An 18,664-nucleotide genomic window follows, 5' to 3' on the forward strand; every position below is an offset into this window, starting at 1 on the left:
CCGAACTTGCGGGGAGGACGCAATGAAGCTGACGACAGCGATCGTGGGAGTGGTGCTGACATCAAGCGCGGCGTTTGCCCAGCAGGAGGCCAATGCTCCCTCGCTTGCCTTGATCAACGGCAAGATTCTCACCATGGACGGTCAGTCAAAGGTTGCGGAAGCGCTTGCCGTTCGCGACGGACGAATCTTGGCCGTAGGAGACGCGGCGACGATCAAGGCGTTGGCCGGAAATCGCACCCGCACGATCGACTTGCAGGGCAAGACTGTCGTTCCCGGGCTGATCGACACGCACGCGCATTTCAAGGCTGCCGGTCTGTCCGACTACGTCGTCAACATGAGCGGCGCCAAGACTGTTGCGGATGCCCTCGCAAGCATCAAGCAGTTCGTGGCGAAGAAAAAGCCCGGCGAGTGGATCATCGGAAGCGCCTGGCATCCCCCGTCACAGCTCGCGGAAAAGCGTTACCTGACACGCCAGGAAATCGACGGCGTCGCGCCGAACAATCCGGTCTATCTCCGGACCGTTGGCCACTTCTCGATGGCCAATTCGATGGCGCTCGAGAAGGCCGGCGTAACCAAGGCCACGCCAAACCCAAGCGGCGGATCGTTTGAGCGCGACAGTGCCGGTGACCTGACCGGCGTTCTGGTCGAGACGGCGATCGATAAAGTCGAAAAGATCGTTCCGGAGTGGACGGCGGACGACGAGTTTCGCCAATTCAAGCTCGCGGAAGGTGTGCTGAACTCGTTCGGGATCACCAGCGCCGTAGAAGGGGCCACCTCGCCCAGGGACATCGCGGCCCTGCAGCGCGTGGCGCAGGCCGGTGAAGCAACACTACGGGTCGGTCTCATGTGGCGCCCGGAACCCCCCGCCGAGAACGCGGCCTGGGAGGCCATCATGCGAGGCAACGGCGCCTCCTCGGGCTTTGGCGATGACTGGCTGAAGTTCGCCGGAATCAAGATCCTTTACGATGGCGGCATGACGCTCAAGACGGCGCTCATGCGCGAGGCCTATCCAGACTCGCATGATGGCTACCACGGCATTGCCCAGCAATCGCCGCAACGCCTCAAGGAGCTGGTGTCCATTTGCAATCGCCACAATTGGCGCGTGGGTGTCCATGCCGTCGGCGACAAGGGCATCGACCAAGTCCTTGATGCATTCGAGGCGGCCGACAAGGAGAAATCGATCAAGGATCGGCGTTTCGTCCTGATCCATGGAAGCTTGATAGTGCCCGAGCAAATGGAGCGCGCGAAGCGCCTCGGTGTCAGAGTCGACTTCCAGAACGTGTTCATGTGGGACAAGGCGGCCACCGTCGAGCGCTTCCTGGGTGCGGCGGTCGCCAATCGGGCCGTGCCCACGAAAACTCTCATCGAGAAGGTGGGGCTGAACAGCCTCGGCGCAGGCACCGACTTCCCGGTGAACACGATCAATCCCTTCATCAACATCTACGTCATGGTAACCCGCAAGGATCTCGCCGGACGCGTTTATGGAGCGAACGAAGCCGTCAGCCGCGAGCAGGCGCTGCGCCTCTACACCAGCGCGGCATCGCACTATATGTTCGAAGAGAACGAGAAGGGGACGATCGAGGCCGGAAAACTCGCGGACCTGACCGTGTTGTCGGCGGACCTCATGACGGTCCCCGAGGAGCAGATCAAAGACATCAAAGCCGACCTGACGATCGTCGGCGGCAAGATCGTGTTTCAGCGTTAGTCTGCGTCCCGATAGCATGAGGACGCATCTCGAAGCCGAGTGAGGAGATCCAAGTCATGATGAGCCAAGAGCAGAATGACCTCATTACCCGCGTCGGACCGAAGGCGCCTGCGGGAAAGCTGATGCGGATGTATTGGCAGCCTGCTGCGCTCGTCGACGAACTCGCGGAGGGACGGCCCATCAAGGCCGTCAAGCTTCTCGGCGAGAACTTCGTTCTGTTCAAGGACGAAACGGGGCGCTATGGCCTGCTCGATCGCGACTGCCCGCATCGGGGCGCCGACCTTGCCTTCGGCCGGCTCGAGAACGGTGGCCTGCGCTGCGCCTTCCACGGGTGGCTGTTCGACGTCACGGGACAGTGTCTCGAAACGCCCCGCCGAGCCTGCAAACTCCTCGCTCTGCAAAAACATCAAGCAGCGGTCCTACCCCGTCGTGGAGAAGGGTGGAATCCTGTGGGCGTATTTGGGTGAAGGCGAGCCGCCCGCCTTTCCGGAGATCGACTGCTTCGCGGCGCCGGACGAATACACCTTCGCCTTCAAGGGCCTGATCGAATGCAATTGGCTGCAGGCCCTGGAAGTCGGCATCGACCCGGCCCACGCATCGTTCCTTCACCGGTTCTTCGAGGATGAGGATACATCGGCGGCCTATGGCAAGCAGTTTCGCGGTGCGTCGGCCGACTCGGAAATGCCCATGACGAAGGTCCTGCGCGAGTACGACCGGCCGATCATCAACGTCGAGCACACCGAATACGGCCTGCGGCTCATCGCCTTGCGAGAAATCGACGAGCAGCGCACCCACGTTCGCGTCACCAACCAGCTATTCCCGCATGCGTTCGTCATTCCGATGAGCACGGAGATGACGATTACCCAGTGGCACGTGCCCGTCGACGACGTGAATTGCTATTGGTATGCGATTTTCACCAGCTACGCCGCGCCCGTCGACAAGGCAAAAATGCGCGCGCAGCGCCTCGAGCTTTACGAGTTGCCGGAATACCGCTCGCGGAAGAACAAGTCGAACGACTACGGCTTCGACCCGCACGAGCAGGCGACCGAGACTTACACCGGCATGGGCGCGGACATCAACGTCCACGATCAGTGGGCCGTCGAGTCGATGGGCGCTATTCAGGACCGGACGCGTGAACATCTCGGCCAATCCGACAAGGCGATCATTCAGTACCGCCGGCTGCTTCGCCAGGAGATCGAGAAGGTGGCTTCCGGGGGCAAGCCGCTGTTGTTCCTCGACGCTGCCAGCGCGCGCAGCATCCAGGGGCCAGCCACAATGGATGGCATCGGTCCGACGAAGGGCTGGGAAACCTACTGGATGGAAGTGGACGTCAAGCGTCGTCGGGGCGCTCCCTGGGCCGCGCCGGTGCCCGCCGAGCTCGCCAAGAAGGTGCCTCACCTGACCGCCGCCGAATAAGCCAGGCCGCCCAGCTCAGCAAAGGAGATGTCGTTGAGTTTCGTCGAAAAGCACGGTCTCTGGTCGGCCGAACAGAAGGAGGCTGCGATCCGCATGCGGCGGATGGCGGAGGAGCAGGAGTTGCATACGATCCGGCTCTCCTTTCCGGACCAGCACGGCATCTTGCGCGGCAAGGCGCTGGTCGCTTCCGAGGCGCTCTCGTCGATCGAGAGCGGCTGCTCGATAACGACGACATTGCTCGCGAAAGATACCTCTCACCGCACGGTGTTTCCCGTATTCACCGCCGGCGGCGGGTTCGGGATGCACGAGATGCAGGGGGGAGGCGACATCTTGATGGTCGCTGATCCCACCACCTTCAAGGTTCTCCCCTGGGCATCAAAAACCGGGTGGGTGCTTTGCGACCTCTACTTCTCCGATGGACGACCCGTGCCCTTCGCCTCCAGGGGCCTGTACCAATCCGTGCTGGGGCAGCTCAAAGACCGGGGCTATGATTTCAAAGCGGGCCTCGAGGTCGAATGCCACATCTTCAGAGTCGAGAATCCCCGCCTGGCGCCTTGGGACGCCGGCAGTCCCGGCCAACCGGGCGAGCCTCCGGAGGTCAGCCTGCTTTCGCAGGGCTATCAGTACCTGACGGAGCAACGTTACGACCAGATGGAGCCTGCGCTCGAGCTGATCAGGCAAAACATCGTGGCGCTGGGCTTGCCGCTTCGGTCGATCGAGTTGGAATACGGGCCGAGCCAGTGCGAGTTCGTGTTCCAGCCCACCGTCGGCATTGAGCCGGCGGACACCATGGTGCTGTTTCGTACGGCAGTGAAGCAGATCTGCAACCGCCACGGCTATCACGCGACCTTCATGTGCCGGCCGCGGATACCGAACGTGATGTCATCGGGGTGGCACCTTCACCAATCGCTGGTCTCCCGAACAGAGGGCGTCAACGCGTTCATGACGAGCGAACCGGCCGGCCTGTCGAACCTTGGCAAGCACTATATGGCCGGGCTGCTGGAGCATGCCAGGGCATCCGCGGTCTTCTCGACGCCGACGATCAATGGCTACAAGCGCTACCGTTCCTATTCGCTGGCTCCGGATCGGGCGATCTGGGGACGCGACAACAGGGGCGTCATGATCCGCGTGCTGGGCGGTCCCGACGATAAAGCCACCCGGCTCGAAAACAGGATCGGCGAGCCGGCCGCAAACCCCTATCTTTACATGGCGTCGCAGATTCTGGCCGGCCTCAACGGCATTGATCGCCAGCTCGATCCCGGTCCGTCGGCGGACACTCCATACGAGACCAAGGCGAACCTCCTGCCGACCTCCTTGCGCGAGGCGGTGTTCGCGTTGCGCGATGACCCCTTCTTCCGCGAGGCTCTCGGAGAGAAATTCGTCGACTACTACGTTTTCATCAAGAACGCGGAAATCGAGCGCTTCCAATCGACGGTCACCGAGTGGGAGCAGCGAGAATATTTCGAAATGTTTTGAAACGGCATCACCGAAGCGGGAGAAGAGAGATATGAGCTTGAGGTTTGGACTTGTTGGTGCCGTCGCGATTGCCACTGCCTGGATGTCGCCGGCGCAGTGCGACACGATCAAGGTGGGGATCATCGGCACCATGTCCGGTCCGTATGCCTTGTTCGGCCAGAACTTCAAGTACGGCATTGACGCCTGGGTGGCCAAGCATGGATCGAAAGTCGGCGATCATCAGATCGAGTTTGTCTATCGCGACGAAGAATCGCCGAACCCCGCCAAGTCGAAATCATTGGCTCAGGAGTTGATCGTCAAGGAGAAGGTTCAGTACATCGCGGGACTGTACTTCACTCCGGACGCCCTGGCCGTCGCTCCACTTCTCGAGGAAGCGAAGGTGCCGATGATCGTCATGAACGCCGCGACGTCCGCGATCGTCGAGAAGAGCCCCTACATCGTGCGGACGTCCTTTACGATGTGGCAGAATACGGTCCCCGCGGCAAAGATCAGTTCAGCCTTCCAAGCAGTCTTCGGATGATCTTGCGCAGGTTTTCGGCGTACTCATCGACGACCTGACGCCTCTCGGCCGATGGCGGCAGCTGACGGTCGTCGTCCCCGTCCGGCGACGGAGGATCCGTCCTGGATCTCCCGCGCATGATCGAGGCGATCGGCTTTGTCACTTTCACGGGAAGTCTGACCTCTGATGCACGACGCGTGTCGTTCAGGCTAGGTGCCAGTTCCATCTGCCGCCTTCACACACGTTAAGTCACCGGAGCGGGTCGTCTGCATTGGCTTCGGGGCGCGCTAGGGGCACGAGGCGGTCGGATCGCACTTCGGGCAGCGGCCGTCGGCGGCTGCGCCGAGCTGACGGCCGAGCTCGGCCCTGAGAGCCTCCTTGTCCCATTCGGCGCCGTCGCATCTGACGATTCGCTTGGCGCGCTCGAAGGCGTGACTCTCGGCGGCGTCATCGCCGATTCGGACGATCACATCCCGATGGAACGGGCAGGCCGTCGTCGCGCGGGTCGTCTCCAGGGCATAGCGCACGACCTCGGTGAGATCGTCGGTGTCAATGTCGGCAAGCATGTCCGTTTCTCCTGATCGGCGTCCTCCCTTGTCCAGACCATGCACTGCCTTCGACGAAAACCGGCCTCGGGCTCGATGGGAGCGCCGAGGCCGATTGTTCGCGTGGCTCTTCCATCCAGGGTCTGAACTCGTCCAGCAAACCCGCGCTGCCGATCTTCGTTCCATCGAACTCTTCGGCGGAGCCGCTCTCCGGCCTGCTCCATGTTCGCGGTCTTCTGCACTCTCCGTGAAAGCGGCGCCGGGAAGGTCTCGAAATCCAAACGTCGCTCGCTCCGGCAAAGGGGACCTCGAAAAAGCGTTCCCGATGCCGACACAAGACTATCGTCGGCGTCGCAAACATGACTTGATCCAGCTCAAAGGAGGCGGCGGTATTCGACCGAACGCTTCTCGATCGGCAACCTGCTTACGAGCGCTGCGCGATGTCTTCACCGCTGCTCGCGTCAATCTGTTCAGGACATCTGCGTAAGTATTGGCCCGCAATTTCCAGGTCGCCGCGCCGGGCCCATATCTACAGCATGGAGCGCAATGTCATCTTCAAATGCCCCCGCACGGGCATGAACGTGCAGCACTGGATTCCCGGCACAGCCTCCGACGCCGCGGACACGCACGTCCCGATCCGGTGTCCCGCTTGCGCCTCCCTGCACTTCGTGGGTGTCGCCAGCGGCAAGACCTTGAGCGAGGGCATCGGTCGGCCTCGCGCGATACCGCACCAGCCGGTCTCGGCGACCGGCTCGATCCATCGCGTCCTTGACCCCGTGAGCTCCGCCGGGCCGCGTCCGGATCGGATCTTCCAACTGGATCCTCAAGGCGCCTCAGACCCAGCCGCCATCGACGATGTAGTGCTGGGCTGTGCAGGCGGAAGCCTCGTCGGAGGCGAGGAAGACGGTGAACTTTGCAACCTCGTCCGGCATGAGCCGGCGCTTTAGGCATTGTCGCTGCTGCAGCTCGATCTCGCCGGCCGGCGTCATCCATTTCTCGAGCTGGCGCTCGGTCATGATCCAGCCCGGCGCGATCGCATTGACTCGGATGTTGTAGGGGCCGTAATCGCGCGCCAGCGAGCGCGTCAACCCGATCACGCCCGACTTGCTGGCGGTGTAGGCGGCCATGCCGCCTTGTCCTGCGATCCACGATACCGAGCCGAAATTGACGATGGCGCCGGCATTCGCCGCCTTCATGTCCGGCAACACGGCCTGCGACGCGAAGAACTGGTGCTTCAGGTTCACCGCGATGCGGTCGTCCCAATAGTCCGGCGTCATCTCCTCGGTGTTGTGCCGCTCGTCATGCGCGGCATTGTTGATCAGGATGTTGATCGGGCCATGAGCCTTGCGTGCCTCGGCGACGCCGGCACGCAGCGCGGGTATGTCGGTGAGATCGACGTGCTGAAAATGCGCAGCCAGTCCCTGCTCGAACAGCTCGCGCGCCAGGCGCTGTCCCTCGTCGATCTTGATGTCGAAGAACACGACCTTGGATTTCTGCTCCGCAAAGCGCCGCACGATCGCAGCGCCGATTCCGGCTGCGCCGCCGGTGACGAGCACGACCTTGCCGGCGAGGTCGGAATAGATCGCAGCCATTGGGCACCTCGTTTGTTGCGGCCGGCGCGGCAGGCCGCGTCGACTCTTTCGCAAACCATAGCCATTCCATTGGTGAGGTGCATAGATCAGAAATTGTGTTGCGTACCTCAAAAATTGAGGGCAGGATTGCGCCAAAGAATAAAAGACGGTCGGGAGGATGTGATGAGATTGCTCGGGATACTGGGACTCGCCGCTGCCGCATGCCTGCTTTGGGCCAGTTCCGCGTCAGCCGACACCACGGTCAAATGGCTGCACATCGAGGTCAACCCGGCCCAGGTGAAGATCTGGGAGGAGGTCGCACGCAGCTATGAGGCGTCGCACCCCGGTGTGAAGGTCGAGATGCAGTTCCTCGAGAACGAGGCCTACAAGGCCAAGCTGCCGACCATCCTGCAATCCAAGGACCGGCCGCACATCATCTATAGCTGGGCCGGCGGGGTCCTGAAGACCCAGATCGAGGCCGGCGTGCTGCAAGACATCACCGATTCCGTGAAGAGCGGCGGCTACAGCGACACGATCGCGCCGGCAGCGCTCGCGGCTTTCACCAGCAACGGCAAGGTCTATGGCCTGCCGACCGCGCTCTCGCAGGTCGGCTTCCTCTACAACAAGGATTTGATGGCCAAGGGGAATGTCGACGCGAGCAAGATCAAGACATGGGACGATCTGCTCGGCGCAGTGAAAACGCTGAGGGCCGCGGGCGTGACGCCGATCGTGGTTGGCGGTGCCGACAAATGGCCGCTGCATTTCTACTGGACGCATCTCGCAGTGCGCATCGGCGGCAAGCCGGCCTTCGATGCAGCACTGAAGGGTGAGAATGGCGGCTTCGCCGGCGAGACCTTTCAGAAATCCGGCGAGTTGTTCAAGCAGCTGGTCGATCTCCAGCCCTTCCAGAACGGCTTCCTCGGGTTCAAGAATCCGCAGGCCGTCGGCTATTTCGGCGACGGCAAGGCCGCGATGATCCTAGCCATCTCGTCCTTCTATCACACCCAGCGCGCGCTTGCCGCCGACAAGGTCGGTCTCAGCGACGACAAGCTTGGCTGGTTCGATTTTCCGGTCGTACCCGGCGGCAAGGGCGAGCCGTCGGACACGCTCGGCGGCATCACGGGCTGGCTGATCACCAAGGGCGCGCCCAAGGAAGCTACCGACTTCCTCAAGTTCTTCATCTCCAAGGACGTGCAGGCGCGGCTTGCCGCCGGCAACTTCATCGTTCCCGTCGTCAAGGGCGGCGAGGCCGGTCTGAACAGCGCCTTCATGAAGCAGATCGCGGCCAATCTGGCGAAGTCCAACTATCACCAGAACTTCTATGACCAGAGCCTCGGCCCGTCGGTCGGTCGCGTCGTCAACGACGTCACCGCGGAGATCGCCGGCGGCAGCATGAGCCCGCAGAACGCTGCGAAAGCCATCGAAGCGGCGTACAAGCAAGGTAACTGACGGTGGCGCGACGGATCGCGATCACCTCGCCGATCGGCGTTGCCGGTGAGGCGGCCCCCCAAGTCGGGATTCGTGGCGCGGTTCGTGGCCCAGGCTGGGATGGCCGCTTCACCGTCCTGATCCTGTTCCTGCCGCCCGCGCTGCTGTTGTTCACGCTGTTCGTGGTGCTGCCGATCGGCGAGGCCGCCTGGTACTCGGGCTTCAACTGGAACGGGTTCGGCAGGCCGACGAACTGGATCGGCTTCGACAATTACCGCTTCGTGCTGGAGACGCGGGCCTTCTGGCTCGCGCTGCGCAACAACGGGCTGATCATCGCCGTTTCGCTCGCCATCCAGCTGCCGCTTGCGCTGACGCTCGCCCTCATGCTGGCCGAACGCTTTCGCGGCGCCGTGGCGCTGCGCATGCTGTTCTTCATGCCCTACATCCTCGCCGAGATTGCGACCGGCCTGATCTTCAGCTTCGTCTATGACGGCGACTACGGCCTCGTCGCCTCGATCTGGCGCACCTTCGGCGCCGAGCCTCCGCATTTGCTGGCCTCGACCGACACGGCGATGCTGGCGGTGCTGATCGTCGTGGTCTGGAAGTATTTCGGCTTCCACATGATGCTGTTCATCGCGGCGCTCCAGAGCCTCGACAAGAACCTGGTCGAGGCCGCCCGTATCGACGGCGCGACGCGGACGCAGACGCTGCGCCACGTCGTGATCCCCTTGCTCTATCCGACGATCCGCCTGTCGGTGTTCTTCGCCATCATCGGATCCCTGCAGCTGTTCGATCTCGTCATGCCGCTGACGCGCGGCGGACCGGCCGATTCCTCGAATACGTTGGTGAGCTTTCTCTACAACAACGGCATCTCGCGCATGCGGGTCGGCTATGGCAGCGCCATCGGCGTCATCCTGTTCGCGATCTGCGTGACCTTTGCCTTCACCTACAAGCGATGGTTCATGCGCGATGAATAGTGCCGGGGCTAAAAGCGCATTCGATCCCGCAGCGCTGTTCAAGGCGCTGTTCCTCGGCCTGGTCGCGATCTTCGTCCTGGTGCCGCTGCTCGCGACCCTGCTCGGCGGCTTCAAGTCGCTCGGCGAGCTCCGTGTCAATCCATTCGGCCTGCCTGCACAATGGGAGTGGCAGAACTACGCCGACATCCTATTCTCGGCGCGCTACTGGCAGCTGCTGCGCAATTCGCTTGTCATCTCGACGCTGGCGGTGGCGCTGACTCTGATCACGGCTTCGATGGCCGCATTCACCTTCGCCCATGTCAGGTTCTTCGGCTCATCGATGCTGCTCAGCTATCTGACGCTGGGCCTGCTGTTTCCCGCCGCGACCGCCGTGCTGCCTCTGTTCATCAAGGTGAGGGATCTCGGCCTGCTCGATACTTATTTCGGCGTCGCGCTGCCGCAGGTGGCGTTCAGCCTCGCCATGAGCGTGCTGCTGCTACGTCGCTTCTTCAAGGACATTCCATACGAGCTGCTCGAGGCCGCGCTGGTCGACGGCTGCAGCTACATCAAGTTCTTCCGCTATGTGACGTTGCCCTTATCGCGGCCGATCCTGGCGACCGTCGGCACCATCACCTTCGTCAACAGCTGGAACGCCTACCTGCTGCCGCTGGTGATGCTGAACACCGATGCGCTGTATCCCTGGCCGCTCGGCATCATGGTCTACCAGGGCGAATACTCGTCCGAATGGCACCTGATCCTGGCCTTCATCACACTCACCATCCTGCCCACGATCATTCTGTTCCTGCTGGCCCAGAAGCACATCGTGGCCGGCCTCACCGCAGGCGCGGTCAAGGGATGAGCCGTATTCTGAGGAGATAACATGAGAAAAGTCGGCATCGGAATCATCGGTTGCGGGGTGATCAGCACCGCCTATCTCAAGGCGGCCCAGCGCTTTCCGGTCATGGAGGTCAGGGCGCTCGCCGACATGCGCAGCGAGATTGCGGAGCGCCAGGGCGCAGCCTTCGGCTTGCCGGGAATGCGGGTCGACCAATTGTTGAAGCGCGACGATGTCGAAATCGTCGTCAATCTCACGGTGCCGCTCGCCCACACCGATGTCAGCCTGGCGGTGCTGAACGCCGGCAAGCACGTCCATTCGGAGAAGCCGCTCGGCATCAATGTCGCTGAGGCGCGCAAGGTCATGGAGCTCGCCGCGCAGAAGAACCTGCGCGTCGGCTGCGCGCCCGACACGTTCCTTGGCGGCGGCCATCAGACCGCGCGCAAGCTGATCGACGACGGCGCGATCGGCACGCCCGTCGCGGGCAGCGCCTTCTTCGGCTGCCCCGGTCACGAGCGCTGGCATCCGGCGCCCGGCTTCTACTATCTGCGCGGCGGCGGGCCGATGCTCGACATGGGGCCGTATTACATCACCGATCTCGTGCAATTGCTCGGTCCGGTCGCCAGCGTGATGGGCTCGACCGCGCGCCCCAAAACCGAGCGCCTCGTCACCAGCCAGCCGATGAACGGCGCGCTGATTCCGGTCGAGGTCCCGACCCATGTCGCGGGGACGCTGGAGTTCGAGAGCGGGGCGGTCGTGTCGATCACGATGAGCTTCGACGTGCCGAAACATCGGCATGCGCCGATCGAGATCTACGGCGACAAGGGCAGCATGCTGGTGCCCGACCCGAATCGCTTCGGCGGCGAGGTGCAGGTGGCCAAAACCGGCGGCGAATGGGAGGCGATGCCGCTGACGCACGGTCACGTCGAGGGCGAGTTCCGCTCGATCGGCGTTGCCGACATGGCGTCCGCGATCCTGAACGACCGGCCGCATCGCGCCAGCGGCGCGCTCGCCCTCCACGTGCTGGAGGTGATGGAGGCGTTCCAGACTTCCGCCGACGAGGGCCGTCGCGTCAAGATCGAGAGCCGCGTCGAGCGGCCGGCGATGCTGCCGGCCGGGCGCGAAACCGGACAGATCGATTGAGGGAATGACCATGCGCAAGGCAATGATTGTATGGGGTGGTTGGCCGGGACACGATCCCGATCTCTGCGCTTCGATGATCCGCGGCTGGCTGAAGGCGGAAGGTTTCGAGGTGCGGATTGAAACGACGACGGAGGCGTTCGGCGATCCCTCGATCCATGATCTCTCGTTGATCATCCCGATCTACACGATGTCGAAGATCGAGAAGGCGGACGCGCTCAACCTCTGCGACGCGGTGCGCAGCGGCGTCGGGCTTGCCGGCCATCATGGCGGCATGTGCGATGCTTTCCGCGAATCGGTCGATTACCAATTCCTGTGCGGCGGGCAGTGGGTCGCCCATCCCGGCAACATCATCGACTACAAGGTCGACTTGACGAAGCCGGACGATCCGATCATGACGGGTCTGAAGAGCTTCGAGCATCGGTCCGAGCAATATTACATGCATGTCGATCCCGCCATCGAGGTCCTGGCAACGACGACCTTCACCGGTGAGCACGCGCCCTGGATCGACGGCGTGGTGATGCCCGTGGTGTGGAAGAAGCGCTATGGCGCGGGGAGGGTGTTCTATTCCTCGCTGGGCCACCGCGCCTACGAGCTCGACGTGCCGGAGATCCGGACGCTGATGACCCGCGGCATGCTGTGGGCCGCGCGCGAATGACTGAAGGCGCGACCCAGCCGGTGCTTCGGGCCACGCTCGAGGACGTCGCGCGCGCGGCGGGCGTTTCGCTCGCCACCGTCGATCGCGTCGTCAACCGGCGCGAGGGTGTCCGCGCCAAGACCGTCGCGCGCGTCGAGGCCGCCGTGGCAAAGCTCGGCTATCGCGCCGATCTTGCCGCGGCGCGGCTCGCCCGCGGGCAGACCTTCCGCTTCGCCTTCGTGCTGCCGATCGGCAGCAACAGCTTCATGACCAATCTCAGCGAGCAGGTCGCGCGCACCGCGGACTGGCTCGCCGGCCATCGGGGCTTCATCGACATCCACCATGTCGACGTGTTCGACCCCGATGTCCTTGCCGGTGCGCTGGAGAATCTCTCGTCGGCCTATCAGGGCGTCGCCGTCATCGCGCTCGATCATCCCCGGGTTCGCGCCGCGATCGACGAGCTCGTCGCGCGCGGGGTTGCGGTGGTCACCCTGGTATCGGATGCGCCGAGCTCGTCCCGGGTGCATTATGTCGGGATCGACAATCCGGCCGCGGGCCGCACCGCCGCCACGCTGATGGGGCGCTTCCTCGCCGGGCGCGAGGGCACCGTCGCCGTGATTGCGGGATCGTTGTCGCTGCGCGACCACACCGAACGGCAGTTCGGCTTCCACCAGATCCTGTCGAGCGAGTATGCGAACCTGTCCGCACTGCCCGTCATCGAGGGGCGCGACGACAGCGACCGCACGCGGGACCTTACTGCCGCGCTGCTCGCGCGCCACGCCGACCTCCGCGGCATCTATTGCTGCGGCGCCGGAAACCGCGGCATCGCCGATGCGCTCGAGGCCTCGGGCCGCGCGCGCGAGGTGGTCTGGATCACCCATGAGCTGACCGAGCACACTAGACGGTTCCTGGTGCGCGGCACGCTCGATGCCGTCATCAACCAGGATGCCGGCCATGAGGCGCGGTCTGCGGCGCGAGTCCTGCTCGCGCATTGTTCGGGCGAGCCGATCAGCCCCGACCAGGAGCGCATCCGCATCGACATCTTTTTGCGGGACAATCTGCCGTAGAATTATCCCTCGTACTGATCCGGCCCCATCGCCCACGACGACTCGTCGTGGCCGAAGGCATAATTGCGGTTGTTGAGCGCCGGATTGCGGTTGACCATCGGCCGCATGAACATCGGATGGGTCGCCGAGCGCACCTCGTGCTCGACCGTGAACAGCGGCTTGCCGTTGTCGAGGTCGACGATGTCGCAGAACCGGTACTGGTATTGATTGTCCTCGCGGGAGATCAGCTTGCGCGCGAGCAGCTTGCGGTAGGGACCGGAGAAGTCCGTGATGTACATCTGCACATGGTGGCCGTCATAATCGGCTTGCGGCCGGTCGGTCTCGCGAAACAACAGATGCTGGCTGCGGCCCGTCTTCACCGCGGCAACAGTGCCATCGCCGTTCCGCAGGCTCGCGGGCATGCCCATGATCTCGGGATAGAAGGCGCAGATGCCGGCCGCCGATCCCTTGGGCACGTCGAACTCGACATAGGGGATGCCGAGCGCGATCCGGCCGAACCGCGCGACGTCGGGCTCGTAGCAGCGCACGCGGTTACCCCAGGGGCAAACCGCCTCGACATGGTCGTTGCGCTCGCTGAATGCGAACGCGGTGCCCTCGAGCTTCTTCGCGACCGACGCAAGCCGCGTCAGCAGCGCCTCGCGGCCTTCGATGACGAGGCCGATGTGTCCGCGCAGCACCTGCGGGCGGCCGCTCGGGAGATGAAACTGGCTCCGGCCGGCGTTGATCCACATGTTGGTGTCGGACACCATCAGGTAGGGATCGCGGGTGAGCCCCAGCCCGGCGACGTAGAACAGCGTGGCGAGGCGCTGGTCCGGGACCTGGATGTTGACGTGCTCGAAATGGAGGGCGTTACCGAGATCTTCTGCGGATCGGTCGAATTGCTGCGGCATGGGTGTGCACTTCTCGCTGGGGACGAACCGGTGCATCTTAAAGCATAGTTTCCGGCCGTCGAATTTTTCCGCCGGGCACGTCCTGCCGGCGCGGACGACATGCCGATTGCCGTCTCGCCAGCCGCCGCTGCTTCCGCGGAGGCGCCCTGCGACAATTTTTTCTCTGCTGTGACCCTTGAACGGAATTCGACCCGTTCCTAGGTCGTTTGCCGCCCGGGGGCCGGTTCCGGACCCGGATTTTGGACATCGCTGAACCTACCCAAGGAGGATGTGCATGCATTTCCGCCCGTTGCACGACCGTGTGCTCGTGCGCCGCATCGATGCCGAGGAGAAGACCGCCGGCGGCATCATCATTCCCGACACCGCCAAGGAGAAGCCGCAGCAGGGCGAGGTCATCGCCGTGGGGCCGGGCGGGCGAAACGAGCAGGGCCAGCTCGTGCCGCTCGACGTCAAGGTCGGCGACCGGGTGCTGTTCGGCAAGTGGTCGGGCACCGAGGTCAAGATCGACGGCGAGGAGCTGTTGATCATGAAGGAAAGCGATCTTCTCGGCGTGGCCGAGCAGGCCGGCACGCTGAAGAAGGCGGCGTAACGCTGACAGTCATCGAACGGAAAGGAGTTTAACAACATGGCTGCCAAGGACGTGAAGTTCGCGACCGAGGCCCGCGAGCGCATGCTGCGGGGCGTCGACACACTGGCTAATGCGGTGAAGGTCACGCTCGGTCCAAAGGGACGCAACGTGGTTATCGAGAAATCGTTCGGCGCTCCCCGCATCACCAAGGACGGCGTCACCGTCGCCAAGGAGATCGAGCTGGAGGACAAGTTCGAGAACATGGGCGCCCAGATGGTGCGCGAAGTCGCCTCCAAGACCAGTGATCTCGCCGGAGACGGCACCACCACGGCGACCGTGCTGGCGCAGGCCATCGTCAAGGAGGGCGCCAAGGCGGTCGCTGCCGGCATGAATCCGATGGACCTCAAGCGCGGCGTCGACCTTGGCGTGGACGCGATCGTCGCCGACCTCAAGTCGCACGCCAAGAAGATCACCTCCAACGACGAGATCGCCCAGGTCGGCACCATCTCGGCCAACGGCGACACCGAGATCGGCCGTTTCCTTGCGGATGCGATGCAGAAGGTCGGCAACGAGGGCGTGATCACGGTCGAGGAAGCGAAGAGCCTGCACACCGAGCTCGAAGTGGTCGAGGGCATGCAGTTCGACCGCGGCTACATCTCGCCCTATTTCGTCACCAACGCCGAGAAGATGAAGGCCGAGCTCGAAGATCCCTATGTGCTGATCCACGAGAAGAAGCTGTCGGGCCTGCAGACCGTGCTGCCGCTGCTGGAGCAGGTCGTGCAATCCGGCAAGCCGCTCCTGATCATCGCGGAGGAGGTCGAGGGTGAGGCGCTGGCGACGCTGGTCGTCAACCGCCTGCGCGGCGGCCTGAAGGTGGCAGCCGTCAAGGCGCCGGGCTTCGGCGACCGCCGCAAGGCGATGCTGGAGGATATCGCGATCCTCACCGGCGGCACCGTGATCTCCGAAGATCTCGGCATCAAGCTCGAGAACGTCACCGTGAAGATGCTAGGCCGCGCCAAGAAGGTCGTGATCGAGAAGGAGAACACGACGATCGTCGACGGCGCCGGCGCCAAGAAGGACATCGAGGCGCGCAGCCAGCAGATCAGGGCGCAGATCGAGGAAACCACCTCGGACTACGACCGCGAGAAACTGCAGGAGCGCCTCGCCAAGCTCGCCGGCGGCGTCGCGGTGATCCGGGTTGGCGGCGCGACCGAGGTCGAGGTCAAGGAGCGCAAGGATCGCGTCGACGACGCTCTGCATGCGACCCGGGCCGCGGTCGAGGAAGGCATCCTGCCGGGCGGCGGCGTGGCACTGCTGCGCGCGCTCAAGGCGCTCGACGGCGTCAAGACCGCCAATGCCGACCAGAAGGCGGGCGTGGACATCGTGCGCCGCGCCATCCAGGTCCCGGCGCGGCAGATCGTGCAGAATGCGGGTGAGGACGGCTCCGTCGTGGTCGGCAAGCTGCTCGAGAACCAGACCTACACCTGGGGCTTCAATGCCGCGACTGGCGAGTACCAGGATCTGGTGCAGGCCGGCGTGATCGATCCTGCCAAGGTCGTCCGCACCGCCTTGCAGGATGCGGCCTCGGTGGCCTCGCTGCTCATCACGACCGAAGCGCTGGTGGCCGAGAAGCCGAAGAAGACGGAAGCGCCGAGCGCTCCCGCGATGGACTTCTGAGGACGGGCGAGCCCGGCCGAACGGCCGGGCTCGTTTGCCATGGATCTGTGACTGTGTTCTCGAACGAAAGGAGGATGAAATGATCAAGGATCGTGCTTTCTCCGCTCGCGGGGAAACCACTCGGAAAACGTTGCGGCGGCTCGCCGCCTTGGCCGTTGGGGCTGGCCTCTCGCTGGTGCCCTTTGCGGCCTTTGGCGCCGAAAGCGCCGGCCCTGCCGCCAAGACGGCGGACAGTTTCGAGCGGCTCGCCTTGCCGCCGATCCCGTACCTGGACACGATGCCGTGGTCGAGCTGGGACCGGGGCAGCCCGACCATGAAGGTGGACACATTGCTGCCGGTCCTCGGGCCATCCGGGATCCGGCTCGACCTCACGCCGCCTGATCGGGACAGGCCGGAGCCTGCCACCAGCTGATACGGGGAGCGGCCGGCGAGGCCGCTCCTCATCGTTGCAGCCACTCATCGCTCACGCGAAAGGAGGATCATCAGATGAGAGGCATTGTCCTCGCCGTCGCTTTGTTGGGCATGGCCAATGGGCTCCAGGCCAAGGAGGCCGACACGCCTCGCGCCGAGATGCGGAGCTTGGCCGAGCCCGCCCGGCAGCTTGCGACCAGTTCCGTCGGAGCGTCTCGGAGCGATCCTGAGAAGTCCGGCCAGACCGAGCGCAGGAGCCGGGAGTTTTCGCCCGAACGTCTCGTCCCCGATATCTGCAGAGGATGCTGATCGGCCTTGGCCGATCAGCATTCTTCTTCGCTCGCCTAACGCGACGTCGCAAGGCGCGCCTCATCGAGACGCGCGGACATCTTCGCCTTGATCCGCTGCAACGCGCGCTGCTCGATCTGCCGGACGCGCTCGCGCGAGATGGCGAACTTGCCGGCGAGCGCATCCAGCGTCTGCTGCGGCTCGCCGAGATATCGCGCCTCGACGATGCTGCGCTCCCGCGGTGTCAGCGCAGCGAGTGCATCGGCGAGGGCAGCCTTGGTGCGTTCACGGTCGGCCGCGTCCAGCAGCAGGCTCTCCGGATCGGGAGAGGGATCCACCAGCCGGTCCTGCCATTGGTCGCCTTCCGCCTCGACGCTGATCGGCGCGTTGAGTGAGATGTCGCCGCGCAGCCGGCCGTTCATCTCGGCGACGTCGGCTTCCCTCACGTCGAGATGTTTGGCGATAGTTGTCAGCTGATCCGTCCGGAGATCGCCATCCTCCGCGACCCCAAGTCTGCTCTTCAGCTTGCGCAGGTTGAAGAACAGCTTCTTCTGCGCAGCAGTGGTGCCCAGCTTGACGAGCGACCATGATCGCAGGATGTATTCCTGAACCGAGGCCTTGATCCACCAGGAGGCGTAGGTCGCAAGCCGGAAGCCTTTCTCGGGATCGAACCGCTTGACGGCCAGCATCAGCCCGACATTGGCCTCCGAGATGAGGTCGGCGATGGCGAGGCCATAGCGGCGATATTGCAGCGCGATCCTGGCTGCGAGCCGCAAATGGCTCGTCACCAGCCGATAGGCGGCGTCACGATCGCCGCAATCGCGCAATCGCCGCGCATATTCGGCTTCCTCCGATGCCTCGAGCAGCGGAAAGCGATGGATCTCCTTGAGATAGCGGGATAGCCCGCTTTCCCCGTGAAGGGCAGGAAGTGAGGCAACCAACATCGCGCCCTCCCTCACGAGCACCGTTCGCCCCGATCAGGGGCGCCTTGCCGATCCAAGCGATAATCTGAGTGAAGCGCCGAGAGCGGCGCGGTCCGAGCGCAGTCAGGTTTCATGGCCAAATCCTCGTTAGAGCAAGATGGTTGGACCACCGCGAACCTGATCCGCTGAGCCCGATCATGGCACCCAGACGCCTCAGGCCGGTGGGCGCCACTAGAATTTGGAGATGGCCGGAATGTTCCAGCGTGAACGGTCGTGACGGAAATTGCGATTGCCGTATGCCTTTGCCGCTGCAGACAGGCTCTTGAAACGCGGAGCCTTCATTCCAATCTGGTCCACGCAGGCGCCGATGAGGCTGCACGCATGCTTGGTTCGTGGGATGGATGACTATCGTGATCTCGTGAGCGCAGCTCTTGCGCTGTTCTGCGCCGGCTTGATGTTGGTGGCCGGCCATCTCCTGATCGAATGGCACGCCAGAAGCACCGATCCCGGCATCGGGATCGAGGCGCCGAAGCGCGAGGGCGCGCCCGCGCCGCTCATCTCGAACGGTTCGCCGCCGGACAGGCGGATGATCGAGCTTCCCGCCGAGATCAGGCGCAAGCGCGCCGCGTGAG

The 18,664-nt window shown here is 63.7% G+C and carries 16 protein-coding genes and 2 pseudogenes; 14 read left to right on the top strand and 4 right to left on the bottom strand.

Annotation, left to right across the window (positions count from 1 at the left end):
* Nucleotides 1-22: 22 nt before the first annotated feature.
* The 4 genes and pseudogenes from ACVWYQ_RS35430 to ACVWYQ_RS35445 all read left to right on the top strand — a co-directional run.
* Nucleotides 23-1,705 (top strand): amidohydrolase family protein, encoded by a 1,683-nt coding sequence (locus tag ACVWYQ_RS35430; protein WP_442869327.1) that lies wholly within the window; start codon nt 23-25, stop codon nt 1,703-1,705.
* A gap of 56 nt (nt 1,706-1,761) precedes the next feature.
* A pseudogene (locus ACVWYQ_RS35435) lies at nt 1,762-3,121 on the top strand (aromatic ring-hydroxylating dioxygenase subunit alpha).
* Nucleotides 3,122-3,154: 33 nt separating this feature from the next.
* Nucleotides 3,155-4,597 carry a glutamine synthetase family protein gene (locus tag ACVWYQ_RS35440; protein WP_271542363.1) on the top strand — a complete coding sequence of 481 codons (1,443 nt, stop codon included), beginning with the start codon at nt 3,155-3,157 and terminating at the stop codon, nt 4,595-4,597.
* 82 nt (nt 4,598-4,679) lie between these two features.
* Nucleotides 4,680-5,090: pseudogene (locus ACVWYQ_RS35445) on the top strand (ABC transporter substrate-binding protein); the annotation flags it as partial.
* 293 nt (nt 5,091-5,383) lie between these two features.
* Here the strand turns inward: ACVWYQ_RS35445 and ACVWYQ_RS35450 are convergent.
* A complete protein-coding gene (locus tag ACVWYQ_RS35450) occupies nt 5,384-5,662 on the bottom strand; it encodes a hypothetical protein (RefSeq protein ID WP_271542360.1) in 279 nt (92 codons plus the stop codon).
* 812 nt (nt 5,663-6,474) lie between these two features.
* Nucleotides 6,475-7,233, bottom strand: a complete 759-nt coding sequence (locus ACVWYQ_RS35455) for an SDR family NAD(P)-dependent oxidoreductase (protein WP_404542891.1) — start codon at nt 7,231-7,233, stop codon at nt 6,475-6,477.
* 162 nt (nt 7,234-7,395) lie between these two features.
* Between ACVWYQ_RS35455 and ACVWYQ_RS35460 the strand changes: the two genes are divergently transcribed.
* The 6 genes from ACVWYQ_RS35460 to ACVWYQ_RS35485 are packed head-to-tail and all read left to right on the top strand — an operon-like array spanning nt 7,396 to nt 13,275.
* Nucleotides 7,396-8,661: an extracellular solute-binding protein gene (locus ACVWYQ_RS35460; protein ID WP_404542889.1), complete on the top strand. Its 1,266-nt coding sequence runs from the start codon at nt 7,396-7,398 to the stop codon at nt 8,659-8,661.
* Between the two features lie 2 nt (nt 8,662-8,663).
* The gene (locus tag ACVWYQ_RS35465) at nt 8,664-9,617 is read left to right on the top strand and encodes a carbohydrate ABC transporter permease (RefSeq protein WP_271542354.1); all 954 of its coding nucleotides are present in this window, start codon (nt 8,664-8,666) and stop codon (nt 9,615-9,617) included.
* Complete coding sequence (locus tag ACVWYQ_RS35470; protein WP_404542886.1) at nt 9,610-10,455, top strand: carbohydrate ABC transporter permease; 846 nt, start codon at nt 9,610-9,612, stop codon at nt 10,453-10,455. The genes ACVWYQ_RS35465 and ACVWYQ_RS35470 overlap by 8 nt, the downstream gene beginning before the upstream one ends.
* Nucleotides 10,456-10,476: 21 nt before the next feature.
* Nucleotides 10,477-11,574 (top strand): Gfo/Idh/MocA family protein, encoded by a 1,098-nt coding sequence (locus ACVWYQ_RS35475; protein ID WP_404542884.1) that lies wholly within the window; start codon nt 10,477-10,479, stop codon nt 11,572-11,574.
* A 10-nt stretch (nt 11,575-11,584) separates the two neighbouring features.
* Nucleotides 11,585-12,229 carry a ThuA domain-containing protein gene (locus ACVWYQ_RS35480; RefSeq protein WP_404542882.1) on the top strand — a complete coding sequence of 215 codons (645 nt, stop codon included), beginning with the start codon at nt 11,585-11,587 and terminating at the stop codon, nt 12,227-12,229.
* Nucleotides 12,226-13,275 (top strand): LacI family DNA-binding transcriptional regulator, encoded by a 1,050-nt coding sequence (locus ACVWYQ_RS35485; RefSeq protein ID WP_271542347.1) that lies wholly within the window; start codon nt 12,226-12,228, stop codon nt 13,273-13,275. Before ACVWYQ_RS35480 ends, ACVWYQ_RS35485 begins: the two co-directional genes overlap by 4 nt.
* Nucleotides 13,276-13,277: 2 nt before the next feature.
* Here the strand turns inward: ACVWYQ_RS35485 and ACVWYQ_RS35490 are convergent, their stop codons facing one another.
* On the bottom strand, nt 13,278-14,165 hold the full coding sequence (locus tag ACVWYQ_RS35490) for a VOC family protein (protein ID WP_404542880.1): 888 nt from the start codon (nt 14,163-14,165) through the stop codon (nt 13,278-13,280).
* 274 nt (nt 14,166-14,439) lie between these two features.
* Here ACVWYQ_RS35490 and groES point away from each other — a divergent pair, with 274 nt between their 5' ends.
* The 3 genes from groES (at nt 14,440) to ACVWYQ_RS35505 (ending at nt 16,822) form a co-directional block, all read left to right on the top strand.
* Nucleotides 14,440-14,754: a co-chaperone GroES gene (groES, locus tag ACVWYQ_RS35495; RefSeq protein ID WP_036020204.1), complete on the top strand. Its 315-nt coding sequence runs from the start codon at nt 14,440-14,442 to the stop codon at nt 14,752-14,754.
* A 36-nt stretch (nt 14,755-14,790) separates the two neighbouring features.
* Entirely contained in the window at nt 14,791-16,410 is a 1,620-nt protein-coding gene (gene groL, locus ACVWYQ_RS35500; protein WP_128262511.1) for a chaperonin GroEL, read from the top strand.
* Nucleotides 16,411-16,489: 79 nt separating this feature from the next.
* The gene (locus ACVWYQ_RS35505; protein WP_404542877.1) at nt 16,490-16,822 is read left to right on the top strand and encodes a hypothetical protein; all 333 of its coding nucleotides are present in this window, start codon (nt 16,490-16,492) and stop codon (nt 16,820-16,822) included.
* Nucleotides 16,823-17,165: 343 nt separating this feature from the next.
* Here the strand turns inward: ACVWYQ_RS35505 and rpoH are convergent, their stop codons facing one another.
* Complete coding sequence (gene rpoH / locus ACVWYQ_RS35510) at nt 17,166-18,053, bottom strand: RNA polymerase sigma factor RpoH (RefSeq protein ID WP_404542875.1); 888 nt, start codon at nt 18,051-18,053, stop codon at nt 17,166-17,168.
* 376 nt (nt 18,054-18,429) lie between these two features.
* Here rpoH and ACVWYQ_RS35515 point away from each other — a divergent pair, with 376 nt between their 5' ends.
* Nucleotides 18,430-18,663, top strand: coding sequence for a hypothetical protein (locus ACVWYQ_RS35515; RefSeq protein WP_128262508.1), 234 nt, complete (start codon nt 18,430-18,432; stop codon nt 18,661-18,663).
* Nucleotide 18,664 lies beyond the last annotated feature (1 nt).

It is taken from the genome of Bradyrhizobium sp. USDA 3397, assembly GCF_054060965.1.